The organism is Kitasatospora sp. NPDC056531 (assembly GCF_042794375.1).
In the GTDB taxonomy this organism is placed as follows: Bacteria; Actinomycetota; Actinomycetes; order Streptomycetales; family Streptomycetaceae; genus Kitasatospora.
Genome location: NZ_JBHTTU010000006.1, coordinates 242,493 through 267,746, shown reverse-complemented (window position 1 = coordinate 267,746; position 25,254 = coordinate 242,493). Strand labels below are relative to the sequence as shown.

General features: G+C 74.2%; 21 protein-coding genes. 16 read left to right on the top strand and 5 right to left on the bottom strand.

What is annotated here, in order from left to right; all coding sequences use genetic code 11:
- Positions 1–910: hypothetical protein (locus ACFQ87_RS10095; protein ID WP_380610148.1), on the bottom strand; the 910-nt coding region annotated here is incomplete at its 3' end.
- A gap of 96 nt (positions 911–1,006) precedes the next feature.
- Between ACFQ87_RS10095 and ACFQ87_RS10090 the strand changes: the two genes are divergently transcribed.
- A complete protein-coding gene (locus tag ACFQ87_RS10090) occupies positions 1,007–1,888 on the top strand; it encodes a tetratricopeptide repeat protein (protein ID WP_380610147.1) in 882 nt (293 codons plus the stop codon).
- Positions 1,889–1,963: 75 nt separating this feature from the next.
- Here ACFQ87_RS10090 and ACFQ87_RS10085 read toward each other — a convergent pair whose 3' ends face one another.
- Positions 1,964–3,334, bottom strand: a complete 1,371-nt coding sequence (locus ACFQ87_RS10085) for a DUF1015 family protein (RefSeq protein WP_380610146.1) — start codon at positions 3,332–3,334, stop codon at positions 1,964–1,966.
- Between the two features lie 92 nt (positions 3,335–3,426).
- Between ACFQ87_RS10085 and ACFQ87_RS10080 the strand changes: the two genes are divergently transcribed.
- Positions 3,427–4,011: a tetratricopeptide repeat protein gene (locus tag ACFQ87_RS10080; protein WP_380610145.1), complete on the top strand. Its 585-nt coding sequence runs from the start codon at positions 3,427–3,429 to the stop codon at positions 4,009–4,011.
- 65 nt (positions 4,012–4,076) lie between these two features.
- Positions 4,077–5,114: an HAD-IIA family hydrolase gene (locus tag ACFQ87_RS10075; RefSeq protein ID WP_380610144.1), complete on the top strand. Its 1,038-nt coding sequence runs from the start codon at positions 4,077–4,079 to the stop codon at positions 5,112–5,114.
- 22 nt (positions 5,115–5,136) lie between these two features.
- Here ACFQ87_RS10075 and ACFQ87_RS10070 read toward each other — a convergent pair whose 3' ends face one another.
- Positions 5,137–5,484, bottom strand: a complete 348-nt coding sequence (locus tag ACFQ87_RS10070) for an SCP2 sterol-binding domain-containing protein (RefSeq protein WP_380610143.1) — start codon at positions 5,482–5,484, stop codon at positions 5,137–5,139.
- A 160-nt stretch (positions 5,485–5,644) separates the two neighbouring features.
- On the opposite strand from ACFQ87_RS10070, the gene ACFQ87_RS10065 reads away from it, so the two are divergent.
- The 4 genes from ACFQ87_RS10065 (at position 5,645) to ACFQ87_RS10050 (ending at position 8,564) form a co-directional block, all read left to right on the top strand.
- A complete protein-coding gene (locus tag ACFQ87_RS10065; protein WP_380610142.1) occupies positions 5,645–6,508 on the top strand; it encodes a hypothetical protein in 864 nt (287 codons plus the stop codon).
- Positions 6,501–6,716: a hypothetical protein gene (locus ACFQ87_RS10060; protein WP_380610141.1), complete on the top strand. Its 216-nt coding sequence runs from the start codon at positions 6,501–6,503 to the stop codon at positions 6,714–6,716. The genes ACFQ87_RS10065 and ACFQ87_RS10060 overlap by 8 nt, the downstream gene beginning before the upstream one ends.
- Before the next feature lie 36 nt (positions 6,717–6,752).
- Positions 6,753–7,559: a TlyA family RNA methyltransferase gene (locus tag ACFQ87_RS10055; protein ID WP_380610162.1), complete on the top strand. Its 807-nt coding sequence runs from the start codon at positions 6,753–6,755 to the stop codon at positions 7,557–7,559.
- A gap of 96 nt (positions 7,560–7,655) precedes the next feature.
- Entirely contained in the window at positions 7,656–8,564 is a 909-nt protein-coding gene (locus ACFQ87_RS10050; RefSeq protein WP_380610140.1) for an NAD kinase, read from the top strand.
- A gap of 19 nt (positions 8,565–8,583) precedes the next feature.
- Here the strand turns inward: ACFQ87_RS10050 and ACFQ87_RS10045 are convergent, their stop codons facing one another.
- On the bottom strand, positions 8,584–10,242 hold the full coding sequence (locus tag ACFQ87_RS10045; RefSeq protein ID WP_380610139.1) for a PLP-dependent aminotransferase family protein: 1,659 nt from the start codon (positions 10,240–10,242) through the stop codon (positions 8,584–8,586).
- A gap of 125 nt (positions 10,243–10,367) precedes the next feature.
- Between ACFQ87_RS10045 and ACFQ87_RS10040 the strand changes: the two genes are divergently transcribed.
- The 3 genes from ACFQ87_RS10040 to ACFQ87_RS10030 all read left to right on the top strand — a co-directional run bounded on the left by ACFQ87_RS10040 (position 10,368) and on the right by ACFQ87_RS10030 (position 14,296).
- Complete coding sequence (locus tag ACFQ87_RS10040) at positions 10,368–11,063, top strand: YitT family protein (protein WP_380610138.1); 696 nt, start codon at positions 10,368–10,370, stop codon at positions 11,061–11,063.
- An 88-nt stretch (positions 11,064–11,151) separates the two neighbouring features.
- Complete coding sequence (gene recN / locus ACFQ87_RS10035) at positions 11,152–12,885, top strand: DNA repair protein RecN (protein ID WP_380610161.1); 1,734 nt, start codon at positions 11,152–11,154, stop codon at positions 12,883–12,885.
- Positions 12,886–13,117: 232 nt separating this feature from the next.
- Complete coding sequence (locus ACFQ87_RS10030; RefSeq protein ID WP_380610136.1) at positions 13,118–14,296, top strand: glycosyltransferase family 4 protein; 1,179 nt, start codon at positions 13,118–13,120, stop codon at positions 14,294–14,296.
- On the opposite strand, the gene ACFQ87_RS10025 is transcribed toward ACFQ87_RS10030, so the two are convergent.
- A complete protein-coding gene (locus ACFQ87_RS10025; RefSeq protein WP_380610135.1) occupies positions 14,293–16,290 on the bottom strand; it encodes a glycoside hydrolase family 15 protein in 1,998 nt (665 codons plus the stop codon). The genes ACFQ87_RS10030 and ACFQ87_RS10025 overlap by 4 nt on opposite strands.
- Positions 16,291–17,009: 719 nt before the next feature.
- Here ACFQ87_RS10025 and ACFQ87_RS10020 point away from each other — a divergent pair.
- From ACFQ87_RS10020 to ACFQ87_RS09995, 6 genes are all read left to right on the top strand, one after another.
- Positions 17,010–18,689: a CTP synthase gene (locus ACFQ87_RS10020; protein ID WP_380610134.1), complete on the top strand. Its 1,680-nt coding sequence runs from the start codon at positions 17,010–17,012 to the stop codon at positions 18,687–18,689.
- Between the two features lie 106 nt (positions 18,690–18,795).
- Positions 18,796–19,443: an NUDIX domain-containing protein gene (locus ACFQ87_RS10015; RefSeq protein ID WP_380610132.1), complete on the top strand. Its 648-nt coding sequence runs from the start codon at positions 18,796–18,798 to the stop codon at positions 19,441–19,443.
- Between the two features lie 277 nt (positions 19,444–19,720).
- Positions 19,721–21,751, top strand: coding sequence for an AAA family ATPase (locus ACFQ87_RS10010; protein ID WP_380610131.1), 2,031 nt, complete (start codon positions 19,721–19,723; stop codon positions 21,749–21,751).
- Between the two features lie 261 nt (positions 21,752–22,012).
- Complete coding sequence (gene ald, locus ACFQ87_RS10005; RefSeq protein ID WP_380610130.1) at positions 22,013–23,128, top strand: alanine dehydrogenase; 1,116 nt, start codon at positions 22,013–22,015, stop codon at positions 23,126–23,128.
- A 425-nt stretch (positions 23,129–23,553) separates the two neighbouring features.
- Complete coding sequence (locus tag ACFQ87_RS10000; RefSeq protein ID WP_380610160.1) at positions 23,554–24,621, top strand: ParA family protein; 1,068 nt, start codon at positions 23,554–23,556, stop codon at positions 24,619–24,621.
- On the top strand, positions 24,618–25,184 hold the full coding sequence (locus ACFQ87_RS09995; RefSeq protein WP_380610129.1) for a hypothetical protein: 567 nt from the start codon (positions 24,618–24,620) through the stop codon (positions 25,182–25,184). Before ACFQ87_RS10000 ends, ACFQ87_RS09995 begins: the two co-directional genes overlap by 4 nt.
- Positions 25,185–25,254: the final 70 nt, after the last annotated feature.

The following is a 25,254-nucleotide window of genomic DNA, read 5'->3' as shown; positions in this document are numbered from 1 at the left end:
CGCGACCCCAGCGACTCGCTGGGCCCGCGGCCTTTTTGTTTTTTGCGAACTTGCACGAGGCCGGCAGGCCGGGACTTCCGCCCAGGCGCGGACGCTTCCGACATGCCGGACAATAGAGATGGTGCGCGGCCAGGAGGCCGGCGCCGATACCGCGTGACGGCACTGGTGTTGCTCGGTCCGCGGTGGAGCTGAAGCAGCAGAAGGAGTCACCAGGATGTCGAACCAGCCCCAGGACCGTCCCGAGCGCCGATCGGATGACGGCCGAGGCTACGAGCCCCGGTCCCGTGGGGGCTGGTCCAACGACCGTGGCGCCTCCCGTCGTGACGACCGCCCCTCGGGTGGTTTCCGTCGGGACGACCGTGACGACCGTCCGCGTCGTGACGACCGTCCGTTCCGTGACCGCGATGACCGTGGTGGCGACCGTGGCGGCTTCCGCCGTGACGACCGCCCCTCGGGCGGCTTCAACCGCGACCGTGGCGACGACCGCGGTGGCTTCCGTCGCGACGACCGCCCCTCGGGTGGTGGCTTCCGTCGTGACGACCGCCCCTCGGGTGGTTTCCGTCGGGACGACCGTGACGACCGTGGCGGGTTCCGTCGCGAGGACCGTCCCAGCGGTTTCCGTCGGGACGACCGTGACGACCGTCCGCGTCGTGACGACCGTCCGTTCCGTGACCGCGATGACCGTGGCGGCTTCCGCCGTGACGACCGTCCGGCCGGCGGCGGCTTCCGCCGTGACGACCGCCCCTCGGGCGGCTTCAACCGCGACCGCGGTGACCGTGGCGAGCGCGGCGGTGACCGTGGCGGTTTCCGCCGCGATGACCGTGGTGGCGACCGTGGCGGCTACCGCCGGGATGACCGCCAGGGCGGCTTCCGCCGCGACGACCGTCGGGACGACCGGGGCGGCGACCACGGCCGTCGGGACTACGACGACCGCCGTGGCAACTACGAGCCGGTCAAGCGCCTGCCGATCCCGGAGGACGTCACCGGCTTCGAGCTGGACGCGGACGTGCGCCAGGAGCTCAAGAGCCTGCCCAAAACGCTCGCGGACGACGTCGCCCGCAACCTCGTGATGGTGGCCCGTCTGCTCGACGGCGAGCCGGAGGAGGCCTACCAGTACTCGCGCGTCGCGCTCCGGCTGGCGTCCCGCGTCGCGGCCGTCCGCGAAGCGGCCGGGTTCGCCTCGTACATGACGCAGCGCTACTCCGAGGCGCTGACCGAGTTCCGCGCCGCCCGTCGGATGACCGGCCGCGCCGACCTGTGGCCGGTGATGGCCGACTGCGAGCGCGGTCTGGGCCGTCCGGAGCGGGCGCTGGCGATGGCCGGTGAGCCCGAGGTGAAGCAGCTGGACAAGGCCGGCCAGGTCGAGATGCGCCTGGTCGCTGCGGGTGCCCGCAGCGACATGGAGCAGTTCGACGCCGCCGTCGTGACCCTGCAGAGCCCGGAGCTGGCCTCCAGCGCCGTGCACCCGTGGACCGCGCGGCTGCGGTACGCCTACGCCGAGGCGCTGATCGCGGCCGGCCGTGGCGACGAGGCCCGCGACTGGTTCGCCAAGGCCGCCGAGGCCGACACCGACGGTTCGACCAACGCCTCCGAGCGCCTGGCCGAGATCGACGGCGTCGAGTTCACCGATGCGCTCGACCCGGAGCTGGCCGAGGAGGAGGCCGACAAGGCCGAGGCCCCGGCGAAGAAGCGCGGCGGTGACATCGCCGACGACCGCGTGATCTTCGAGGACGAGGAAGACGTCGAGGAGTACTACGACGAGGACGACCTCGAGATCGACGAGGACTTCGACGGCGAGGTGCCCGAGCGTTCCCAGGACGCCAAGGCCGAGGACAAGACCGAGGACAAGGCCGAGAAGGCCGAGGACAAGGGCGACGCCCAGAGCTGAGCGCCCTGACCTGGCACGCCGTGAGGCCCTGTCGTTCCCCGAGGGAGCGGCAGGGCCCCACGGCGTCCAGGGCGGTCAGCCCAGGGTGAGGTTGCGCAGCACCAGCCCGGTGGCCGGCTTCGGTCCGAAGGAGGTGGACTTGCGCGGCATGGTGACGCCCTGTTCGGCCAGCCGCCGCACCACGCTCTCCCGGACCGGGTGCAGCAGGACGGCGGTGCCGCCGGTGCGGGCCGCCTCGCGTTCGGCGGCCTCGGCGGTGTGCAGGTAGCCGATGTCGTCCGGGCCGTCGGGGACGTGCCAGGTGTGGTCGAGCAGGGTGGCGTGCAGGACGGTGGCGTCCAGGTGGCGCCACTCCTCGGGTCGGCCGTGCGGCACGGTCGCGTCCAGCAGGGACTCCTCGGGTTCGCCGAGCAGCCAGTAGGTGCCGTCGCCGCCGGTCAGCACGAAGCCGTTGCCGCCGTGCCGCTTCTGCTCGGCGAGCGCCTGGAGCGCGGCGGGCAGCGGGCCCGGGACCTCCTTGACCTTCCAGTGCTCACCGAGCTTGTCCAGCGCCTCGGCCACCGGCAGCCGGTACAGCACGCGGTGGATGGCCCGGACCCGCAGCGGGTAGCGGGCGGTGTCCACCAGGAGCACCATGCCGCGGTCCCACGGGCTGCGCGGCAGGTGGCGGTGCTCGCGCTGGAGCCGCAGGTACATCTCCCAGCGGTGGTGGCCATCGGCGATCAGCGCCCGGCAGGTGGCCAGGTCGCGGCTGATCTCGGCGATCTCGGCGGGGTCGGTGACCGCCCACAGGCGGTGGTGGGTGCCGTCGCTGGTGGCGGTGGAGAGCAGCGGCTCGCCCTCGACCGTCCGCTCGAGGACGCCCGAGGCGCCGCCGCCGCCGCGGTAGGTGAGCAGCAGCGGTTCGAGGTTGGCCCGGGTGGTGCGCATCAGACCGACCCGGTCGGCGACCGGCCGGGGCATGACGTCCTCGTGCGGGAGGACCACGCCGGCCTCGGGCCCGCTCACCGCGAGGGCACCGATCAGGCCGCGCTGGAGCAGCTCGGGGGAGTCGCCGGTGGCGGGCACCCGCTGCTCGTAGACGTAGATCGCGGGGAGCGGGTCGGCGGCGAGCACACCCTCGCGCTGCCAGGCGGACAGCAGCCGGGCGGCGTGGCGGTACTTGGTGTCGCGGTCGGGGCGGTCACCGGCGTCCTCGGGCTCGGGCCGGGGCAGGATCAGCCGGACCACGTTGAACGGGTCGGCGGTCTCCAGGTCGAGCCGGCGCCCCGGGTCGACGACGTCGTACGGCGGGGACATCACCGCGGCCAGTGCGCCGACCCGGTCGGGGACGTAGCGCAGGCCCCGGAAGGGGGACAGCGACAGGCCTGCGGTGGCGACGTGCCCGGGATCGCCGGGGCCGCCCTCGGGAGTCTCGACTCCGTCTTCTGCACTGGGTGCGCTCATTCTGGGCATGGTAACCGGGTACACGTTGTTGAAAGATCTGAATACCCGTGCCGACTCGTGGGGCGGGCGTGCGATCGAGGGCGAGGTACGGCATGGACGACGGGCAGGGACAGTCGGACGGCGGCGGCCCGGGGGAGGGCGCGCCGACGGGGAGCATCCCGGCCCAGGGACGGCCCGGGGAGCCCGCCGGGGACGTGTACGACTGGTTCCGCCGGGGCGCGAAGCTGCTGGCCCAGGGGCATCCGGCGGCCGCCGAGCAGCTGCTCGCCCGGGCGGCGGACGCCGAGCCGCACTCGCGCAGCATCCGGGAGGCGCTGGCCCGGGCGCAGTTCGACGCCGGGTCGTACGCGGCGGCGCTGGAGAACTTCCGGGCCGTGGCGCTGGCCGATCCGGCGGACGACTACGCTCAGTTCGGGTGGGGAGTCGCGGCGGCCCGGCTGGGCGACTTCGAGGCGTCCGCCGAGCACCTGGCGCTGGCCGTGGCGATGCGGCCGGAGACCGACCACTACCGGGAGGCGCTGCGGCAGACCCGGGCCACCCTGGCGGCCCGCGCCGGGGCGTTCGGCCCGCTGCTGCCCGGGGTCCCGGGCAGCGGCAAGAGCCACGGCGGGGAGCCCGCGGCGGATGCCGGGGAGCAGACCGGGGGAGAGCCCGAGGGCGTCAACGGCGACGCCTGAACGGGCAGGTACGAGCAGTGCAGTTGTCGAACGCGGTGAACCGCAGTGAATGAGGTAGCGCAGCCATGACCGAGACGGCCACCACCGTGCGACGCACCGCCCCCGGCGGCAGCGAGGGCCCGCTGACCGAGGCGTACGACACCGCGCTGCTGGACCTGGACGGCGTGGTCTACGCCGGCCCGCACGCGATCGAGCACGCGGTGGACTCGTTGGCGGCCGCCCGGACGGCCGGGATGCGGCTCGCGTACGTGACCAACAACGCCTCCCGCCCGCCACGGGTGGTGGCCGAGCACCTGACCGAGCTGGGTGTGCCGGCCGAGCCGGCGGACGTGATCAACTCGGCCCAGGCGGCCGCCCGGGTGGTCGCCGAGAAGGTGCCGGCCGGGGCGAAGGTGCTGGTCGTGGGCGGACTGGGGCTGGAGGAGGCGCTGGCCGAGCGTGGGCTGGTGGCGGTCCGCTCGCTGGACGAGGAGCCGCTCGCGGTGGTCCAGGGCTTCGACCCGTCGGTGGGCTGGCCGCAGCTGGCGGAGGCCGCGTACGCGGTCCGCGCCGGGCTGCCCTGGGTGGCCTCGAACACCGACATGACCGTGCCGACGGCGCGCGGGATCGCGCCGGGCAACGGGACACTGGTCGCGGCGGTCAGGGCCGCGGCCGGGGCGGAGCCCGAGGTGGCGGGCAAGCCGCTGCCGCCGATGCACCGGGAGACGGTGCTGCGGACCGGCGCCCGGCGGCCGCTGGTGGTCGGGGACCGGCTGGACACCGACATCGAGGGCGCGTTCAACGGCGGGGTGGACAGCCTGCTGGTGTTCACCGGGGTGACCACCCCCGCGCAGCTGCTGGCGGCCCCGGTCGAGCACCGGCCGACCTACCTGGCGGCGGACCTGCGCGGCCTGCTGGTCCCGCAGCCGACGGTGACGGCCCGGGACAGCGGCTTCGGCTGCGGCGGCTGGGTCGCGACGGCCGAGGGCGGCGAGCTGCGGTTGACCGGCGCCGGGGACCGCTGGGACGGCCTGCGGGCGCTGTGTGCGGCGGCGTGGACGGCGCTGGACGCGGACGGCGGGCCGGTGGACGGACGGAAGGCGCTGGCCGAGCTCGGCTTCTGAGGCTTCTGACCCCCGGTGGCGGTCAGAGCAGGGTGCGCAGCCGCAGCAGGTCGCGGAAGCCGGCTTCCAGCCTGACCCGGCCGCTCGCCCAGGCGGAGGCGAAGTTGAGCCTGCCGCCGACCAGGGCGAGCAGGTCGTCGCTGGCCATGGTGAGCCGGATCTCCGCCTTCGCGGCGGGCGCGCCGTGCGCGGCGACGACGTCCTGGATCCGGCCCTCGCGCAGCCGCCCGGTGAAGGTCAGGTCGAGGTCGGGGATCCGGCAGCTGAGCGAGCGGTCCATGGCGGCGGCCTTGCGGACGTCGCCGGTGGAGTCGGCCATGTTCCGGCTGAGCTGCTCCAGCGCCTCCCGGCACTCCTCGACGTTCGCCATGGCGGTGGCTCCATCCCCAAGTCACTACGGTGCTCTGACTGCCGGGCCACGGTACCTCAGGAGGGTTTTGACGGTAGCGTCGTCAGTGGGGTGCCCGGATACGGCCCGGGTACCGACGGCGACGGAGCGATGCGCGCGTAGGCGCTAAGGAGGCACCCGGATGCTGCCGAGGACGGTGCGGGGAGCGGTGGCGGCCGCCGCCGTGGTGGTGGAGGAGGTCGGCAAGCGGGTCGTCGAGACGGCGGCCGCGGTCCTGGAGAAGACCGGCGTCGACGTGGCCGAGGTCGAGCGCAAGCTCGGCGGGCAGTTCCCGCCGTCCGCCAAGACGCTGCAGACGATGGCGGAGGAGGCCGTCACCGCCGGGCGGGCCGGGGTGGACCTGGCGGTCGGGGTGGCGCGCAACGAGGTGGAGAAGGCCTTCGAGCGGGTCGGTGACCAGGTGACCAAGGTCGGCGTGGTGCTCGCGTACCTGGAGAGCAAGCTGCGCGAGATCGAGGAGGAGCCGGCCGCGGCGAAGCCCGGACCGGACTCGTACGAGGCGGTGGCGGAGGAGCCGGCGCCCGCGCCGCGGGCGGACGACCTGTTCGGACGCGGCTGGGAGTACGAGAGCGAGCGCGCGGCGGGGGAGCCGATAGTGGCCGAGCGGGTGGCGGTGGACGAACCGGTCGAGGTCGATCCACCGGTGCCGCCCGCGCCGCGAGCCGGGGCGCGGGAGCCGCGCACGGCGGACGCGGCGCAGGCGCCGGTGGCCGGGGAGCCGGCAGTCGCGAAGAAGGCGACGGCGAAGACGGCGACGGCCGGGAAGGTTGCCGCGAAGAAGACGACGACGGGGAAGGCCGCCGCGAAGAAGACGACGGCCGGGAAGGCCGCCGCGAAGAAGACCACCGCCGCCAAGAAGGCGACGGTCAAGAAGACCGTCACCGCGAAGCAGCCGGACGCCCAGCCCAAGGCCCCCGCCAAGCGCACGGCGACGAAGAGGACCACCGTCCGCAAGGCCACCGGTTCGAAGAAGCCCGATGCCTGAGACGAGCCCGATGCCCGAGACGAGTGAGCCCGGCCCGCAGGTCGAGCCGCTCGGCGTTGAACTGCTGCCCACCGGCCACCCCGGGGTGGACACCGGGCTGGCCCGGCTGGAGGCCTTGGACGGGGTCCCCGCCGAGGCACACGTCGCGGTGTACGAAGATGTTCACCAGCGGCTCGCCGACACGCTGGCCGCACTCGATCAGGAATGACCCGCAGGACCCGTAGGAGCTGAAGCACCAGTGGCAGTGGCACGACGCCGACTCGACGCGGAGCTGGTCCGCCGTAAGCTGGCCCGGTCGCGTGAGCACGCGTCCGAGCTGATCGCGGCCGGCCGGGTGACCGTCGGCGGCACCACCGCGACCAAGCCGGCGACCCAGGTGGAGACCTCGGCGGCGGTCGTGGTGGCCAAGGACGACAACGATCCCGACTACGTCTCGCGCGGCGGCCACAAGCTGGCCGGGGCGTTCGCGGCCTTCGTGCCGCAGGGCCTGGTGGTCGAGGGCCGCCGGGCGCTGGACGCGGGTGCCTCCACCGGCGGCTTCACCGACGTGCTGCTGCGGGCCGGGGCCGCCCACGTGCTGGCGGTGGACGTCGGCTACGGGCAGCTCGCCTGGTCGCTGCAGAGCGACGAGCGGGTCACCGTGATGGACCGCACCAACGTGCGCGAACTGACCCGGGACGCGATCGGCGGCACGCCGGTCGACCTGGTGGTCGGCGACCTGTCCTTCATCTCGCTGGGCCTGGTGCTGCCGGCGCTGGCCGCCTGCGCGGCGGAGGACGCGGACCTGGTGCTGATGGTCAAGCCGCAGTTCGAGATCGGCAAGGAGCGCCTGGGCAGCGGCGGGGTGGTGCGCAGCCCGCAGCTGCGTGCCGAGATGGTGCGCCAGGTGGCGGGGCAGGCGTGGGAGCTCGGGCTGGGCGTGCGGGCGGTCACCGCGAGCCCGCTGCCGGGGCCGTCCGGGAACGTCGAGTACTTCCTCTGGATGCGCCGGGACGCCCCGCAGCTGGACCCGGCGGAGGCGGACCGGGCCGTGGCGGAGGGGCCCCGGTAGGTAGGGTGCTCTGCGAGCGTCCGGCCCGTCATGCTGTATGGCGCGGCCGCACCGGGCCAAGGGCGCCCCGGGCAGGCGTAGGGAGAGGGCAGCGGCATGAGCGATGAAGAACGTTCGGTCTTCCTGATCGCGCACACCGGCCGGGAGGCGGCGCTGCGCAGCGTCGAGGGCCTGGTGCACGGGCTGCTGAAGGCGGGGCTCCGGATCAGACTGCTGGAGGCCGAGGCGGTGGACCTCGACCTGCCGGACGGGGTCGAGAAGGTGGCCGAGGGGCCGGGGGCGGCGGACGGCTGCGAGCTGATCCTGGTCGCCGGCGGCGACGGGACGCTGCTGCGCGGCGCCGAGCTGGCGCGCTCGCACGGGCTGCCGATGCTGGGGATCAACCTCGGCCGGGTCGGCTTCCTGGCCGAGGCCGAGCGGGACGACCTGGCCGTGGTGGTCGAGCGGGTGGTGGACGCCGACTACGAGGTCGAGGAGCGGATGACGATCGACGTGATCGTCCGCACCAACGGCGATGTGGTCCACCAGGACTGGGCGTTGAACGAGGCGTCCATCGAGAAGGCGTCCCGGGAGCGGATGCTGGAGGTGGTGACCGAGGTGGACGGCCGCCCGGTCTCCAACTTCGGCTGCGACGGGGTGGTCTGCGCGACGCCGACCGGCTCGACCGCATACGCGTTCTCCGGCGGCGGGCCGGTGGTGTGGCCCGAGGTGGAGGCGCTGCTGATGGTGCCGATCTCCGCGCACGCGCTGTTCGCCCGGCCGCTGGTGACCTCGCCGGACTCGGTGCTGGCGGTCGAGGTGCAGCCCAAGACCCCGCACGGGGTGCTCTGGTGCGACGGGCGGCGCTCGGTCGAACTGCCCGCCGGGGCACGGGTGGAGGTGCGCCGGGGACGGACGCCGGTGCGGCTGGCCAGACTGCACCGGGCGCCGTTCACCGATCGACTGGTGGCCAAGTTCGCGCTCCCGGTGACGGGTTGGCGCGGGCGGTCGAACACCGGGCACTGAGGCGGCTGCTGGCGGATCGTCAGACCGCCAGCGGCTGGGCCTCGTCGGCCGAGCCGAGCCGGCCGCCCGCCGCCGCGCGGGCGGCCACCGCGGCGAGCCGCTCGACGGCGGCGGGCACGGCCGCGGCGGGCACGGTGAGCGGCAGCCGGATGTGGTGCTCGAAGGCGCCGTCCGAGCCGAACCGGTTGCCGGAGGCGATCCGGATCCCGGCGCGCTCCCCGGCCTGGGCCAGTGCCGCGCCGGACAGGCCGGCGGTGGAGACCCACAGCGCAAGGCCGCCGGGCGGCATCGGGAAGTCCCAGCCGGGCAGGCGCCCGGGCAGCGCGGCGGCGAAGGCGTGCGCGGTGGCCCGCAGCCGGTCCAGCTGGTGGGCCCGGACGGCCTGGAGCGGCTCGCCCATCAGCTCTGCGGCGATCAGCTGGTCGAGCACCGGGGTGCCGACGTCGCTGTAGACCCGCTCGGTGGCCAGCCGGCGCACGAGCGCGGGCGCGGCGCGGACCCAGCCGATCCGCAGGCCGCCCCAGAGCAGCTTGCCGGCCGAGCCGACGGTGACCACCTGGGCGGCGCGGTCCAGCGCCGCCATCGGGCGCGGCAGCGGCGTGGACTGCGGCACGCCCCAGCCGAGTTCGGCGGTGGTCTCGTCGACCAGCACGACGCTCCCGGCGGCCCGGGCGGCGGCCAGCAGCTCGCGGCGCTGCTCCTCGTCGATCAGGGCGCCGGTGGGGTTGTGGAAGTCCGGGATGACGTACGCGACCTTCGGCGCGGCGCCGCGCAGCACCCGCTGCCACTCCTCCAGGTCCCACCGTTGCTCGCCCGCTCGCCTCCGGGGCGCTCCGACCCGGTGCCGACGTTCTCCCCCAGCCTGGCGGCTGGGAGGTGCCCCCACGCTCCGGCGCTCCTCCGTCGCTTGTCGTTCGTCGCTTTCGGCACCGGCGCGCCCCTTCGGCTCGGGGTGGGACCCCGGACCCCAGCTGTACGGCACCGGCACCAGGCGCGCCCCGGTGAGGCGTAGGGCCTGCAGGGTGTGGGCGTAGCTGGGGGCCTCGACGGCGACCCGGTCGCCGCGGCCGACCAGCACCCGCTGGACCAGGTGCAGGCCGCCCATCGCGCCGGTGGTGATGAGGATCTGGTCGGGGGTGGTGGGCAGCCCGCGCTCGGTGTAGCGGCGGGCGACGGCCTCGCGCAGCACCGGGACGCCGGTGGGGTAGTGGCCGTGTCCGGCGGCGTAGTGCGGGAGCAGTTCGACGGCCCGGGCGGCGGCCTGCCCGATCCAGGGCTGCGGGGCGGGCAGCGCGGCGACGCCGAGGTCCAGGGTGCTGCCCTGCTCGTCCGGCGGGACGGGGTGCAGGGCGTCGCCGGGCGGCGGGGCGCCCTCGGGCAGGGCGGTCCAGCTGCCGGCGCCGCGGCGGCTGAGCAGGTAGCCGTCGCCGCGCAGGGTCTCGTAGGCGGTGGCGACGGTGGTGCGGCTGAGCTCCAGGGCGGAGGCGAGCTCGCGTTCGGCGGGCAGCCGGGCGCCGACCGGCAGCCGGCCCTCGGTGACCAGCAGCCGGATCTGCCCGGCGAGGGTGCGGTAGGCGGGGCGGCGCGCGGCGGTCGGCTCGGGGAGCCGGGCGGTGGCGAGCAGCCGGGCCAGTGCGGGCGGGGTGACGGTGGTGTGCCAGTCGGCCATGATGCTCATCAGTCCACTTGCTCGGAATTGGCCCTGGAAGGGGTCTGTTTGGCCTGCTCATCATGGCAGGGCGGCCGTCGGGCCGCCACCACCGGGGCCGCCCCGGGGTGCGGCACCACCCGCAGGAGCACCAATTGGCCACCACGACCACGACCCCGCCTGCCCCCGGGCCGACCCGGCCGGGCCCGGCCGTCCGGATCCTCGGCGACACCCACGCGCTGGGCCGCCGGCTCCCGCAGCTCGCCGTCGGCCTGGCGCTGTACGGCGTGAGCATGGCGCTGATGCTCCGCTCCGGCCTCGGCCTCGACCCGTGGGACGTCTTCCACCAGGGCCTGCAGCGGGTGATCGGCCTCACCGTGGGCGCCTGGGTGACCATCTGCGGCGCCCTCGTGCTGCTGCTCTGGATCCCGCTGCGCCAACGCCCGGGCCTTGGCACCGTCGCCAATGTGTTGATGATCGGCGCGGCCATGGACCTCACCCTGTGGCTGGTCGGCGGCCCAGCGGGACTGCCCGCCCGGATCGCGCTGATGGCCGCCGCGGTGGTGCTCAACGGCCTGGCCTCCGGCCTCTACATCGGCGCCCGCTTCGGCCCCGGCCCGCGCGACGGCCTGATGACCGGCCTGCACCGGCGCACCGGCCGCTCGCTGCGGCTGGTGCGCACCGGCATCGAGGTCACCGTGCTGGCGGCCGGTGTCCTGCTGGGCGGCACCGCCGGGGTCGGCACGGTCATCTACGCGCTGGCCATCGGCCCGCTGGTACAGGTGTTCCTGCCCTGGTGCACCGCGTCGCCGGCCAGGGAGACCCTGCCGCAAACGTCCCGGAAGGGATGAACTTCCGGGCACGGAGTTGCCGCGCGCCGTTGCCGCTCGTCGCGCTCCGGGGGCGGAACCTCGTAAGGTCGTCTCCGTGTTGGACGAGATGCGGATACGGGATCTTGGGGTCATCGACGACGCGGCGGTCGAGCTGGCCCCCGGCTTCACCGCCGTGACCGGTGAGACCGGCGCCGGCAAGACCATGGTGGTGACCAGCCTCGGCCTGCTGCTCGGCGGCCGCGCCGACCCGGGCCTGGTGCGCAACGGCTCCGGACGCGCCGTCGTGGAGGGCCGGCTGGAACTGCCCGCCGACTCCCCGGTGGCGGCCCGCGCCGTCGAGGCCGGGGCGGAACTGGACGACGGCGCCCTGCTGATCAGCCGGACCGTCTCCGCCGAGGGCCGCTCCCGGGCCTACGTCGGCGGACGGGCCGTCCCGGTCGGGCTGCTCGCCGAGCTCGGCGAGGACCTGATCGCGGTGCACGGCCAGACCGACCAGCAGCGGCTGCTGCGCCCGGCCCGCCAGCGCGGCGCGCTGGACCGGTACGCGGGCGAGGCGGTGGCCGAGCCGCTGGCCCGCTACCGGGAGACCTACCGCGCCCTGCGCGAGGTCTCGGCCACCCTGGAGGAGCTGACCACCCGGGCCCGCGAGCGCGCCCAGGAGGCCGACCTGCTGCGCTTCGGCCTGGACGAGATCGCCGCCGCCGAGCCGGTGGCCGGGGAGGACGTCGAGCTGGCCGCCGAGGCCGAACGGCTCGGCCACGCCGACGCGCTGTCCTCCGCCGCGACCCTCGCCCACGCCGCCCTGGCCGGCGACCCGACCGACCCGGAGGCGCTGGACGCGGGCACCCTGCTCGCCCAGTCCCGCCGCGCCCTGGACGCCGTGCGCCACCACGACGAGCGGCTGGCCGCCCTAGCGGACCGGCTGAACGAGGTCGGCTACCTGCTGGCCGACGTGGCCGGGGACCTGGCCGGCTACGCCGACGACCTGGACGCCGACCCGGTGCGCCTGGCCGCCGTCGAGGACCGCCGGGCCGTGCTGGCCCAGCTGCTGCGCAAGTACGGCGGTGAGGAGAACACCCTCGCCGAGGTGATCGCCTGGGCCGAGGCCGGGGCGGCCCGGCTCGCCGAGCTCGACGGCGACGACGACCGGATCGACCAGCTCGGCGCCCAGGAGACCGAGCTGCGGACCGAGTTGGCCGAGCTGGCGGCCGAGGTGTCGGCCGCCCGGCGGGCCGCCGCCGGCCGCTTCGCCGAGGCCGTCTCCGCCGAACTCGCCGAACTGGCCATGCCGCACGCCCGGGTGACCTTCTCGATCACCCAGGTCGACGACCTGGCCGGGATCGAGGTGGACGGCCGCACCGTCACGTACGGGCCGCACGGCGTGGACGAGGTCGAGGTGCTGCTCGCCCCGCACCCGGGCGCCCAGCCGCGCCCGATCGCCAAGGGTGCCTCCGGCGGCGAGCTGTCCCGGGTGATGCTCGCCGTCGAGGTGGTCTTCGCGGGCGCCGACCCCGTCCCCACCTACCTGTTCGACGAGGTGGACGCGGGCGTCGGCGGCAAGGCCGCGGTCGAGATCGGCCGCCGACTGGCCAAGCTGGCCGAAACCGCCCAGGTCGTGGTGGTCACCCACCTCCCGCAGGTCGCCGCCTTCGCGGACCGGCACCTGGTGGTGGAGAAGACCAACGACGGCACCGTGACCCGCTCCGGCGTCAAGGTGCTGAACGACGAGGAGCGGGTGCGCGAACTCTCCCGGATGCTGGCCGGACTGGAGGACTCGGAGCTGGGCCGCGCCCACGCCGAGGAACTGCTGGCCACCGCCCGGGCCCCGCGCCAGCGTTAGAGCCTGTCCGGTGGGTTTCGTCGGACCCGGCGAGGATCCGCCGGACAGGCCCTGAGCCGGCCGCTCCGTCGGGTCCGGCGGCCCTCGCGGCACCACGACGCGCCCTGGTGGCGCCGACTGTCCAAGAGGGCCGCCGACCTGGCATGGTGGCGGCTGGACACTGGCTTTCCAGTCCCGAGTGCCGCCGGGCGGGCAATCCTCGCGAAGCGGCGCGCGAACCTGATCGAGTCGGATGCGAGACGACGTGGACCATTCCGCCGCCCGGGCCACCGCGGCCGCCCCGGAACCGGGGCAGCTGCACGTGGTGCTCGTCCTGGCCGCCAGCACCGGCGGCATCGGTGCGCACGTGCGCTCCCTGGCCCAGGGCCTGGTCGCGCACGGGGTGATCGTCACGGTCTGCGCGCCGGCCGGTACGGACGCGCTGTTCGGCTTCTCCCGCACCGGCGCCCGGTTCCACACCGTCGACATCACCCCCACCGCGGGCGCCCGCAGCGACGCCACCGCGATCGGCGAGCTGCGCCGGGCCTTCACCGGCGCCGACCTGGTGCACGCCCACGGGCTGCGCGCCGGGCTGCTCTCGGACCTCGCGCTGCGGACCGCCGGCCGCTTCCCGGGCCTGCGCCCGGAGACCCCGCTGGTGGTCACCTCGCACCACGCGCTGCTGGCCACCGGCATGGAGCGCCGGCTGCAGCGGCTGATGGAGCGCCGGGTGGCGCGTGCTGCCGACCTCGTCCTCGGCGCCTCCTCCGACCTGGTCGCCCGGGCCCGCGAACTGGGTGCCACCGACGCCCGGCTGGGCCCGGTGGCCGCCCCGCCGATGCCCGAGGGCCGGCTCGGCCGCCCCCAGGCGCGCGCCGCGCTGCTCGGTGACGGCCCGGACCGCCCGCTGGTGCTGGCGGTCGGCCGGCTCGTCCCGCAGAAGGCCTTCGGGCTGCTGCTGGACGCCACCCGGGAGCTGTCCGCGCTGGACCCGGAGCCGCTGGTGCTGCTCGCCGGGGACGGCCCGGAGGCGGGCCCGCTGCGCGAGCGGGTGGCGGCCGAGAAGCTGCCGGTGCGCCTGCTCGGCTACCGCACCGACGTTCCCGACCTGTTGGCCGCCGCCGACGTGGTGGTGGTCTCCAGCCGCTGGGAGGCCCGCTCGCTGGTGGTCCAGGAGGCGATGCGGGCCGGTGTGCCGGTGGTCGCCACCGCCGTCGGCGGCATCCCCGAGCTGGTCGGTGACGCCGCCGTGCTGGTGCCCCCGGGCGACCCGGTGGCGATCGGACGGGCGGTGCGCGGGGTGCTGGCCGACCCGGCCCGCCGCGAGCAGCTGGTGGCGGCGGGCCGGCAGCAGGCCGAGACCTGGCCGGACGAGGCCGCCACCGTCGCGCAGGTGCTCAGCACCTACGACGAGTTGGTGCAGCGTTCCTAGACGGTCGCCTGCTCGACCCGGTCGGCGGCCGGGCCGTCCGGCTGGGCCGACAGGTAGGCGGCGCCGCAGGCGGTCAGCCGCAGGGCGGTGTCGATCAGCGGGACGTGGCTGAAGGCCTGCGGGAAGTTGCCGACCTGGCGCTTGAGCCGCGGGTCCCACTCCTCGGCGAGCAGCCCGAGGTCGTTGCGCAGCGAGAGCAGCTTGTCGAACAGCTCGCGGGCCTCCTGCACCCGGCCGATCATGGCGAGGTCGTCGGCCAGCCAGAAGGAGCAGGCCAGGAAGGCGCCTTCGTGGCCGGACAGGCCGTCGACGTTGTTCCCGGACTCGTCGTGGGTCGGGTAGCGCAGGACGAACCCGTCCTCGGTGGACAGTTCGCGCTGGATCGCCTCGATGGTGCCGATCACCCGCTTGTCGTCCGGCGGCAGGAAGCCCACCTGCGGGATGAGCAGCAGCGAGGCGTCCAGCTCCTGGCCGCCGTAGTACTGGGTGAAGGTGTTGCGCTCGGGGTCGTAGCCCTTCTCGCAGACGTCCCGGTGGATGGTCTCGCGTAGTTCGCGCCAGCGCTCCAGGTGGCCGTCGGAGGGGGCGTCCTCGGGGGTCTGCTCCAGCAGCTTGATCGTGCGGTCGACGGCGACCCAGGCCATCACCTTGGAGTGGACGAAGTGCCGGCGCGGGCCGCGGACCTCCCAGATGCCTTCGTCCGGGTTCTGCCAGTGCTCCTCCAGGTACTCGATCAGGCGCAGCTGGAGGTGGAGGGCATGGTCGTTGCGGACCAGACCGGTCATGTGGGCCAGGTGCAGGGCCTCCACGACCTCGCCGTAGACGTCGAGTTGGAGCTGTCCGGCGGCGCCGTTGCCGACCCGGACGGGCTGGGAGCCCTCGTAGCCGGGCAGCCAGTCCAGCGAGGACTCGGTGAGCTCGCGCTCGCCGGCGATGCCGTACATGATCTGCAGGTTCTCCGGGTCGCCGGCCACCGCGCGCAGCAGCCACTCGCGCCAGGCGCGGGCCTCCTCGCGGTAGCCGGTGCGCAGCAGCGAGGAGAGGGTGATCGCGGCGTCGCGCAGCCAGGTGTAGCGGTAGTCCCAGTTGCGCTCGCCGCCGATGTCCTCCGGCAGGGAGGTGGTGGGGGCGGCGACGATGCCGCCGGTGGGGGCGTAGGTGAGGCCTTTGAGGGTGATCAGCGAGCGGATCACGGCCTCGCGGTAGGGGCCCTGGTAGGTGCACTGGTCGGCCCACTCGTGCCAGAAGTCGGCGGTGGCGTCGAGCATCGCCTCGGCGTCCGGGACGGCCGGGGGGTCGAGGTGGGAGGCCTGCCAGGTGAGCGCGAAGGCGATCCGCTCGCCGGCCGTGACGGTGAAGTCGGCGTAGGTGGTGAGGTCGCGCCCGTAGGTCTCGGCCTCGCCGTCCAGCCAGACCGAGTCGGGCCCGGCCATGGCGACGGTGCGGTGGCCGCCGTCGGCCTGCTCGACCCGGTGCACCCAGGGGACGATCCGGCCGTACGAGAAGCGCATTCGCAGGGCCGAGCGCATCCGCACGGAGCCGGCCACGCCCTCGACGATCCGGATCACCTGGGGGACGGCGTCGCGGCCGGCCAGCGGGCGGGGCGGCATGAAGTCGATCACCCGGACGGTGCCGCCCTGGGCGTCCCACTCCTGCTCCAGGATCAGCGAGTCGCCGCGGTAGCGGCGCCGGTCGGCGGGCACGGCGGGGGCGGCGGCGGTGGCCGGGGGGACGCGCAGGTCGGCGGTGTCGGCGAAGCGGCCCCGGCCGTCGGCCCCGGCAGGTGCGGTGGCGGGAGCGGGGACCTCGGTCGCGATGGCTTCGGCCGGGCCGATCCGCCAGAAGCCGTGTTCATCGGTGCCGAGGAGGCCGGCGAACACCGCCGGCGAGTCGAAGCGGGGAAGGCAGAGCCAGTCCACCGCCCCGTCCCTGCTGACCAGGGCAGCGGTCTGCATGTCCCCGATGAGTGCGTAGTCCTCGATACGGCCGGCCACGTGGATCTCCAGTTCGCAATGTGGTCAGGGCATCGGCGAACGGGGGAGCGAGCGGTCTGCGGGGCCGGAGGTTCACCCCGGGACGTCCGGTCCGCCGGGGGGTGGTGGCGGGCCTTGCTGGAGTGTCCGCGCGGGGCTCGGTGGAGCCCCTGAGGTGGGTGGGGAAGGAGCTGGAATACGGGGAGGTCCGGTCGCGCATCGGGGACCGGGAGTGTCCTGACGCTCCCACGCCCTCCGCGTGCTCGTGCTGTCGCGATGCGTCCGTGCAGCTTACGACGGACGAAAGGGGCGAAGCACGCGGACGCTGCCCCGTGTGGCGCCGCAATTCGGCGGAAATGCCGTGCATCGCGGAGGCGCGGCGCAGGATGGTTCGGAATGATCACCGACGGATGGTCGTAACGGAGGAGCTGGCATGGCCCGGACGGAGGCCGCGGGCTGGCCCGGTCCGGCCGGTCGTGCGACCGGTGTGACTCGTGCGGCTCATGATGCGCCGGTGGTGCGCCGGGCGCACGCTCCCGGAGCGCCGCGCGCGGGCCGAACGGCATCCCGGCCAGGTCACTGATACCCTGGTATCCCGTGGACCGGCGGGATCAAACGCCCCGGACCAGCCGAACCGACGACCCTTCGAGCGCCGCGCACCAGCCGGCCTCCCGTCGCCCGGCGAGCCGCGAGCCTCCCGCCCACGTCACCATCGACACGCGACCCACGGGAGCCCCCTCTTGGCACAGCCCCATTCCGGCAAGGCAGCGAACGGCCGCGCCGTGACGACCAAGCACCTCTTCGTCACCGGGGGTGTCGCCTCTTCGCTCGGCAAGGGGCTGACCGCCTCCAGCCTCGGCGCGCTGCTCAAGGCCCGCGGCCTGCGCGTGACGATGCAGAAGCTCGACCCCTACCTCAACGTGGACCCGGGCACCATGAACCCGTTCCAGCACGGTGAGGTCTTCGTCACCGACGACGGTGCCGAGACGGACCTGGACATCGGTCACTACGAGCGGTTCCTGGACACCAACCTGCACGGCTCGGCGAACGTCACCACCGGCCAGGTGTACTCGACCGTCATCGCCAAGGAGCGCCGCGGCGAGTACCTGGGCGACACCGTCCAGGTCATCCCGCACATCACCAACGAGATCAAGTCCCGGATCCGCCGAATGGCGACCGAGGACGTCGACGTGGTGATCACCGAGGTCGGCGGCACCGTCGGCGACATCGAGTCGCTGCCGTTCCTGGAGGCCGTCCGCCAGGTCCGCCACGAGGTCGGCCGGGACAACGTGTTCTTCGTGCACGTCTCCCTGCTGCCGTACATCGGCCCCTCGGGCGAGCTGAAGACCAAGCCCACCCAGCACTCCGTCGCCGCGCTGCGCAACATCGGCATCCAGCCCGACGCGATCGTGCTGCGCGCCGACCGCGAGGTCCCGCAGGCGATCAAGCGCAAGATCTCGATGATGTGCGACGTGGACGAGGAGGCCGTGGTCGCGGCCATCGACGCCAAGTCGATCTACGACATCCCCAAGGTGCTGCACGGCGAGGGCCTGGACGCCTACGTGGTGCGCCGCCTCGACCTGCCGTTCCGCGACGTGGACTGGACCACCTGGGACGACCTGCTGCGCCGCGTCCACGAGCCGCAGCACATCGTCAAGGTCGCCCTGGTCGGCAAGTACATCGACCTGCCGGACGCCTACCTGTCGGTGACCGAGGCGCTGCGCGCCGGCGGCTTCGCCAACAACGCCCGGGTCGAGATCAAGTGGGTCACCTCGGACGACTGCGAGACGCCCGAGGGCGCCCGGGCGCAGCTCGGCGACGTGGACGCGATCTGCATCCCCGGCGGCTTCGGCGACCGCGGCGTCAACGGCAAGGTCGGCGCGATCACCTACGCCCGCGAGAACAAGGTCCCGCTGCTGGGCCTGTGCCTGGGCCTGCAGTGCGTGGTCATCGAGGCGGCCCGCAACCTGGCCGGCCTGCCCGAGGCCAACTCCACCGAGTTCGACGCCGCCGCCAAGCACCCGGTCATCTCCACCATGGCCGAGCAGCTGGCCATCGTCGACGGCAAGGGCGACCTGGGCGGCACCATGCGCCTGGGCCTGTACCCGGCCAAGCTCGCCGAGGGCTCGATCGTCCGCGAGGTCTACGGCGGCGAGCAGTACGTAGAGGAGCGCCACCGCCACCGCTACGAGGTCAACAACGCCTACCGCGCGGACCTGGAGAAGACCGGCCTGCAGTTCTCCGGCCTCTCGCCCAAGGGCGACCTGGTCGAGTACGTCGAGTACCCGCGCGAGGTGCACCCGTACCTGGTGGCCACCCAGGCCCACCCGGAGCTGAAGTCCCGCCCGACCCGACCGCACCCGCTGTTCGCGGGCCTGGTCAAGGCCGCCATCGACATCAAGACCGCGGCCTCCGAGTAGTCATCTTCTCCTTGGCCTCGGCCGTTCACCGGACGGCGGCCCCGCGATTCCTGGGGGGCCGCCGTCCGGCGTTAGATTGTGTCGCACTGACGAAAAGGGGAGAGCGATGGACGAGCAGAGCGACCAGGTGATCGCCGACGTGGCCGAGGAGTGGGAGGTCCGGGGCAGCACGACGCCGTTCCAGGGCAAGGTCACCGGCGTGCGCAGCGAGGAGGTCCGGATGCCCGACGGCAGCTGGGCCCGGCGCGACTACCAGACCCACCCCGGCTCGGTCTCGGTGCTCGCCCTGGACGACAAGCAGCGGGTGCTGGTCCTGCGCCAGTACCGCCACCCGGTCCGCCAGCGGCTGTGGGAGCTTCCGGCGGGCCTGCTCGACGTGCCCGGCGAGAACCCGTGGCACGCCGCGCAGCGCGAGCTGTACGAGGAGGCGCACTGCAAGGCCGACACCTGGCGGATCCTCGCCGACTACTACACCTCCCCGGGCGGCACCGACGAGGCGCTGCGGATGTTCCTGGCCACCGACCTGTCGGCCGCCGAGGGCGAGCGGTACCAGGCCGAGGGCGAGGAGCAGGAGATCGAGGTCGCCTGGATCCCGGTGCCCGAACTGATCCGGCTGATCCACGCGGGGCAGCTGCACAACCCGACCCTGATCACCGGCACCCTCGCCGTGCACGCCGCGCTCACCGCCCCGGACGGCCTGGACGGGCTGCGCCGGCCGGACTCGCCGTGGCCGGCCCGGCCCTTCGAGGCCTGAGCGTCCTTCGAGGTCCGAGCGCCTTTCGGAGCCCGGGCGTCCTTCGAGGGCGCAGGGCCGTTCGAGGTGTGGGCGAACCACCCGGGTTGATGCCTTGGGGTGATTTGCCGGTTCGTACGACCGGATGTCATCTCGGCTGAGCCGGACGGTCGAACTACGCTTCGCAGACGGGGCGCCCGTGCCGGGCCGCCTTCGCCGAGCGCCGGACGCTGACCAGCCGGACGCCGGGCGCGGGATGACGTCGGGAGTGGCACGGGTGGCGAGGAAGACGGCGACGATGGACCCCGGCCCTGACACGCCCGCGAGTGCCGTCCCCGGACTGGAGCGGCTGCCGGCAGGACCCACGTTGTTCGCCGGGCGGCGCGCCGAACTGGCCGCGCTGCGGGCGGCCGCCGCCCGTCCGGTGAGCGGCCGCTGCCCGGTGCTGGTGCTGGCCGGGCGCCCCGGCTCCGGCCGGACCGCGCTCGCCGCCCGCTTCGCCCGTACCGTCGCCGCCGACTACCCGGACGGCGTGCTGTTCGCGCGGCTGTCCGCCCCCGACGGCGGGCGGGTGCAGCCGGGGCGCGCGGCCCGACTGCTGCTGGAGCAGCTCGACCCGCAGGCCGCCGTGCCGTTGCCCGGGGCGGTCGAGGACGGACGGGACGAGCCTGGTTGCGTGGCGCTGCGGGAGGCGCTGGCGGGGCTGCGCGTCCTGTTGGTGCTGGACGACGTGCGGGACGCCGGGCAGGTGTGGCCGCTGCTCGCCGACGAGCCCGGCTGCCTGGTGCTCGCCACCACCGCCGGGCCGCTCACCGGGATCGAGGACATCGACCCGGTGATCCTCGGCGGGCTGGACCGGCAGGCCTCCGGCGAACTGCTGGCCGACCTGGTCGGCGGCACCCGGATCTCCTGCGACCCGGTCGGCGGGGCCGACCTGGCCGAGGCCTGCGCCGCCCGGCCGGCCGCCCTGCGGCTGATGGCGGGGTGGCTGCGCGGCAACCCGGAGATCGCGGTCACGGGCGCGGCGCGGGAGCTCAACCTGGTGGTGGGGGAGGAGTCGGCGGCCGCCGGTGGCAAGGGTGGCAAGGCGGGCAGGGTCGGCAGGCCCGGTAGGGCCGGGGCTGCCGCCGAGGCCGGGAAGAAGAAGGAGAGCCCGCAGCAGTCGGCGGAGGACAAGGCCGCGGAGCCCGCCGCCGTGCCCGAGCCGGCCGGTGACCCGTCGACCTGGGTCAGGCCGGAGCCCGAGCCGGCCGAGCCGGTGCCCGTACCCGACAACGACCCGCTGATCGGCGCGTTCACCCTGGTCTACCGCACCCTGTCGCGCGCCCAGGCGCGGATGCTGCGCACCCTCACCCTGGCCCCGGCGCAGACCGCCGACCCGCGCACCGCCTCCGCCCTGGTCGGCTGCCCGGCAGCGGAGGCCGCCGCGACGCTGGCCGCGCTCGCCGAGCGGGAGTTGCTCGGTGAGGAGGCGCCGGCCGGCGACGGCACCCCGCGCTACCGGGTGCCCGGACGCCTCTACCCGCGGCTGGTCCGGCTGCGCGAGCGGGAGGACCGGCCGGCCGAGACCGAGCTGGCCCGGGCGAGGCTGCTGGAGCGGCTGGTCCGGCTCACCGAGTCGGCTCGCGCCCTGCTCGACCCGGCGGGCGGCCCCGGGCCCGAGCCGCTGCCCGCCGCGCTGCGGCTGCGCTCGGCCGCGCACGCCCGGGACTGGCTGCTCGGCGAGCGGGAGCTGCTGCTCGGCGCGGTGGCCGACGCGATCGGCCAGGGCGATCTGGACGGCTCGGCCGGGCGGCTGGTCACCGCGCTGCTGCGGTCGCTGCCGCTGACCGGCGCCGCCCCGGCCGACCTCTACCGGCTGCACGAGCTGGTGCGCACCGTCGCCGAGCGCAACGGCCGACCCCGCCGGGCCTCGGCCGCGCTGCTCAACCTGGGGGACCTGCAGGTCGCGGCGGGCCACTGGGAGCAGGCCGCCGCGCACTACCGGGCCGCCCTGGAGCACGCCCGTACGGTCGTGGACGAACCGCTCTGCGCCCGGGCCCTGGAGGGCGCGGCCGGCTGCTACCGGGCGCTCGGAGACGCGGTGCGCGCCGCCGACTGGTACGGGCGGGCGCTCGGACTGCGGCAGTCGCTCGGGGACCACGCGGCGGAGGCCCGGCTGCTGGCGCGGGTGGCCGAGGCGCACACCGCGCAGCGCCGCTTCGAGGAGGCCGACCGGGAGTACCGGGCCGCGCTCGCTGTGCTGCGCCGGATCGGCGACGAACGGGGCCGGGAGGCGGTCGGGGCGGCCCTCGCGGGCCTGCGGGAACGCGTCGAGGCCGGGTGGTGAGGGCGCTTTCGGAGGTATCGTCGAAAGTGCCCGGTTACGGCACCTATGGCAGGTAAGCTCCGGCGGAAGCCTACGAACCTGCCAATGTGTTCGGCGAAATTATTCGATTTGGAAGGCTGACAGGCCGCCTGGGCTTCATTACACTCGAACTCAGTCGCGCAGCGATCCCCTGCCCCGGGCTGCCCGGAGGCTTCCCCACGTGCGCGTCGCCCACCGGTCTTCTCCGGTCGGGACCCCCATGGCAAGAGGACGTGTTTAGCCGTGAAGGTCGGCATCCCCCGCGAGGTCAAGAACCACGAGTACCGCGTGGCCATCACGCCCGCCGGCGTGCATGAGCTGGTCCGCAACGGACACGAGGTCTACATCGAGGACAACGCCGGTCTCGGCTCCTCGATCCCCAACGAGGAGTACGTGGCCGCCGGCGCCACCATCCTCCCCACTGCCGACGAGGTGTGGGCCACCGCCGACCTGCTGCTGAAGGTCAAGGAGCCCATCGCCTCCGAGTACCACCGGCTGCGCAAGGGGCAGACCCTCTTCACGTACCTGCACCTGGCGGCCGACCGGGCCGGCACCGACGCGCTGATCGCCTCGGGCACCACCGCCATCGCGTACGAGACCGTCCAGCTGGGCAACGGCGCGCTGCCGCTGCTCGCCCCGATGTCCGAGGTCGCGGGCCGCCTGGCCCCGCAGGTCGGCTCGTACCACCTGATGCGTCCGGCCGGTGGCCGCGGCGTGCTGCCCGGTGGCGTGCCCGGCACCCACCCGGCCAAGGCCGTCGTCATCGGCGGTGGCGTCTCCGGCTGGCACGCGGCCACCATCGCCATCGGCATGGGCTACGACGTGACCCTGCTCGACCGCGACATCAACAAGCTGCGCGAGGCCGACCGGATCTTCGGCACCAAGATCAAGGCCATCATGTCCAACTCCTTCGAGCTGGAGAAGGCCGTCCTGGACGCCGACCTGGTCATCGGCGCCGTGCTGATCCCGGGCGCCAAGGCCCCGAAGCTGGTCACCAACGAGCTGGTCTCCCGCATGAAGCCGGGCTCCGTGCTGGTCGACATCGCCATCGACCAGGGCGGCTGCTTCGAGGACTCGCACCCGACCACGCACGACGACCCGACCTTCGAGGTCCACAACTCGGTCTTCTACTGCGTGGCCAACATGCCGGGCGCCGTCCCGAACACCTCTACCTACGCGCTGACCAACGCCACCCTGCCGTACGTCATCGAGCTGGCGAACCGCGGGTGGAAGGAGGCGCTGCGTCGCGACGAGGCGCTCGCCAAGGGCCTCAACGTGCACGAGGGCCAGATCACCTTCCCGGCCGTGGCCGAGGCCTTCGGCCTGGAGTCGGTCACGCTGGAGAGCGTGCTCGCCTGAACCCCCTGACCGCTCGGCGGTCGTTCGCCCCCGACCCGATCACTTCGGGTCGGGGGCTTCGCCGTGCCCGTGAACAGTCGGTGGACCGGGCGGGTCGCTCTGTCGTCAATTCCCGTGGGTCGTGTCACTCGACCGCAGAAACGTTAGGGTCATAGGCCTACTCATCCCTTGACAGCAGCCCGCCCGATAGTCGACACATCGTGCCTACTACCGTGGATTGTGTTGCTGCGAACGCCTGGAACGGCCTAGAGTCGCAAACCGTCGGCGTGCTGCCACGCTGACGAATCGACATAGAGTCCTGGATCCCCAAGGAGGTAAGACGACTTGTGAATGAGTCGACAATTGCTCCCGGGGGTGGTCAGCCAGGACTGGCGGAGCTCACCGCCGGCCAGCCGAGTGAGGAGTCCGGGGCCCGGCAGCCCACCGTGGGCTCGGCCGAGGTCGGCTCGGTCGCACTCCGTACCTTTGAAGCACGCCAGAACTCAGCGCAGGTGACCACGGTGACCGATCACGACACCGACTTGGCCGCCTACGGCCTGGCCTACGGCGAGTTCGCCTACGGCGCCTACGACGACCCGGACGCCGAGTACGAGCCGGACCCCGAGTACGCCGCCACGCTGGCCCCCGACGCCGCGCGCCAGCGCCGCGAGCGGGTCGGCCCGACCGGCCGCCCGCTGCCGTACTTCCCGATCCCCGCGCCGGTCGCCGAGCACGGCCCCGCCCAGATCATCGCCATGTGCAACCAGAAGGGCGGCGTCGGCAAGACCACGTCGACCATCAACCTGGGCGCGGCGCTGGCCGAGTACGGCCGCCGGGTGCTGCTCGTCGACTTCGACCCGCAGGGCGCGCTCTCGGTCGGACTGGGCGTCAACCCGATGGAGCTCGACGTCACCGTCTACAACCTGCTCATGGAGCGGGGCCTGACGGCCGATGAGGTTCTGCTGAAGACGGCCGTCCCGGGCATGGACCTGCTGCCCTCCAACATCGACCTCTCCGCCGCCGAGGTGCAGCTGGTCAGCGAGGTGGCCCGGGAGTCCGCGCTGGCGCGCGCCCTGAAGCCGCTGCTGCCCGACTACGACTACGTCATCATCGACTGCCAGCCCTCGCTGGGCCTGCTGACGGTCAATGCGCTGACGGCCGCTCACAGCGTGATCGTGCCGCTGGAGTGCGAGTTCTTCGCGCTGCGCGGGGTCGCGCTGCTGACCGAGACCATCGAGAAGGTGTGTGAGCGGCTCAACCCCGAGCTGCGCCTGGACGGCATCCTCGCGACCATGTACGACTCGCGCACCGTGCACAGCCGTGAGGTGCTGGCGCGGGTCGTCGAGGCGTTCGGTGAGCACGTCTTCCACACCGTCATCGGGCGGACCGTGCGCTTCCCGGAGACCACCGTCGCCGGCGAGCCCATCACGACGTACGCCACCAACTCGGTCGGTGCCGCCGCCTACCGCCAGCTCGCCAGGGAGGTGCTCGACCGGTGCCGCCCCGCCGAGTGAGTCTCCCGGGTGCCGACGAGCTGTTCCGGACGACCGGCGGGATGGCGCTGTCGCCGTCCCTCGCGCCGCGTCCGGCCGCCGAGGCATCCAGACCGGAGACCGCGCGGACCGTCAACGGCACGGACGGCGCCGAGGGCGCCCGGGACGACCGGCAGGAGCAGCAGTCGGCCGCCGGGGTGCCCTCGCCCGCGCAGCCGCCCGTCCAGCGGCAGGCCGGGGACCAGGGCGCCGTCCCCGGCGGCCGTGGCGCCGCAGCCGCCCCGGCGGGCCGGGCGCACGCGGGTGCCACCGAGGAGCAGACCGGTGCCGCCGGGCGCGCCCGGCCGCGGGGACGCGCGCCGCGCCGCCCGAGCGGGCGCGAGCGGCACGCCGAGAAGATCACCGTGTACGTCTCCGCCGAGGAGCTCATGGACCTGGAGCACACCCGGCTGGTGCTGCGCGGCGAGCACGGCCTGGCCGTGGACCGCGGGCGGATCGTCCGGGAGGCCATCGCGGTCGTCCTGGCGGACCTGGAGCAGCGCGGCGAGGCCTCCATCCTGGTCCGGCGGCTGCGCGGCCGGTAGGACGGCGCCCAGGGCTGTCCGCCGGGCGCCGGCCGGGCGACCGGGCGCCGAGGCCGTCGGCCGGGGCCTG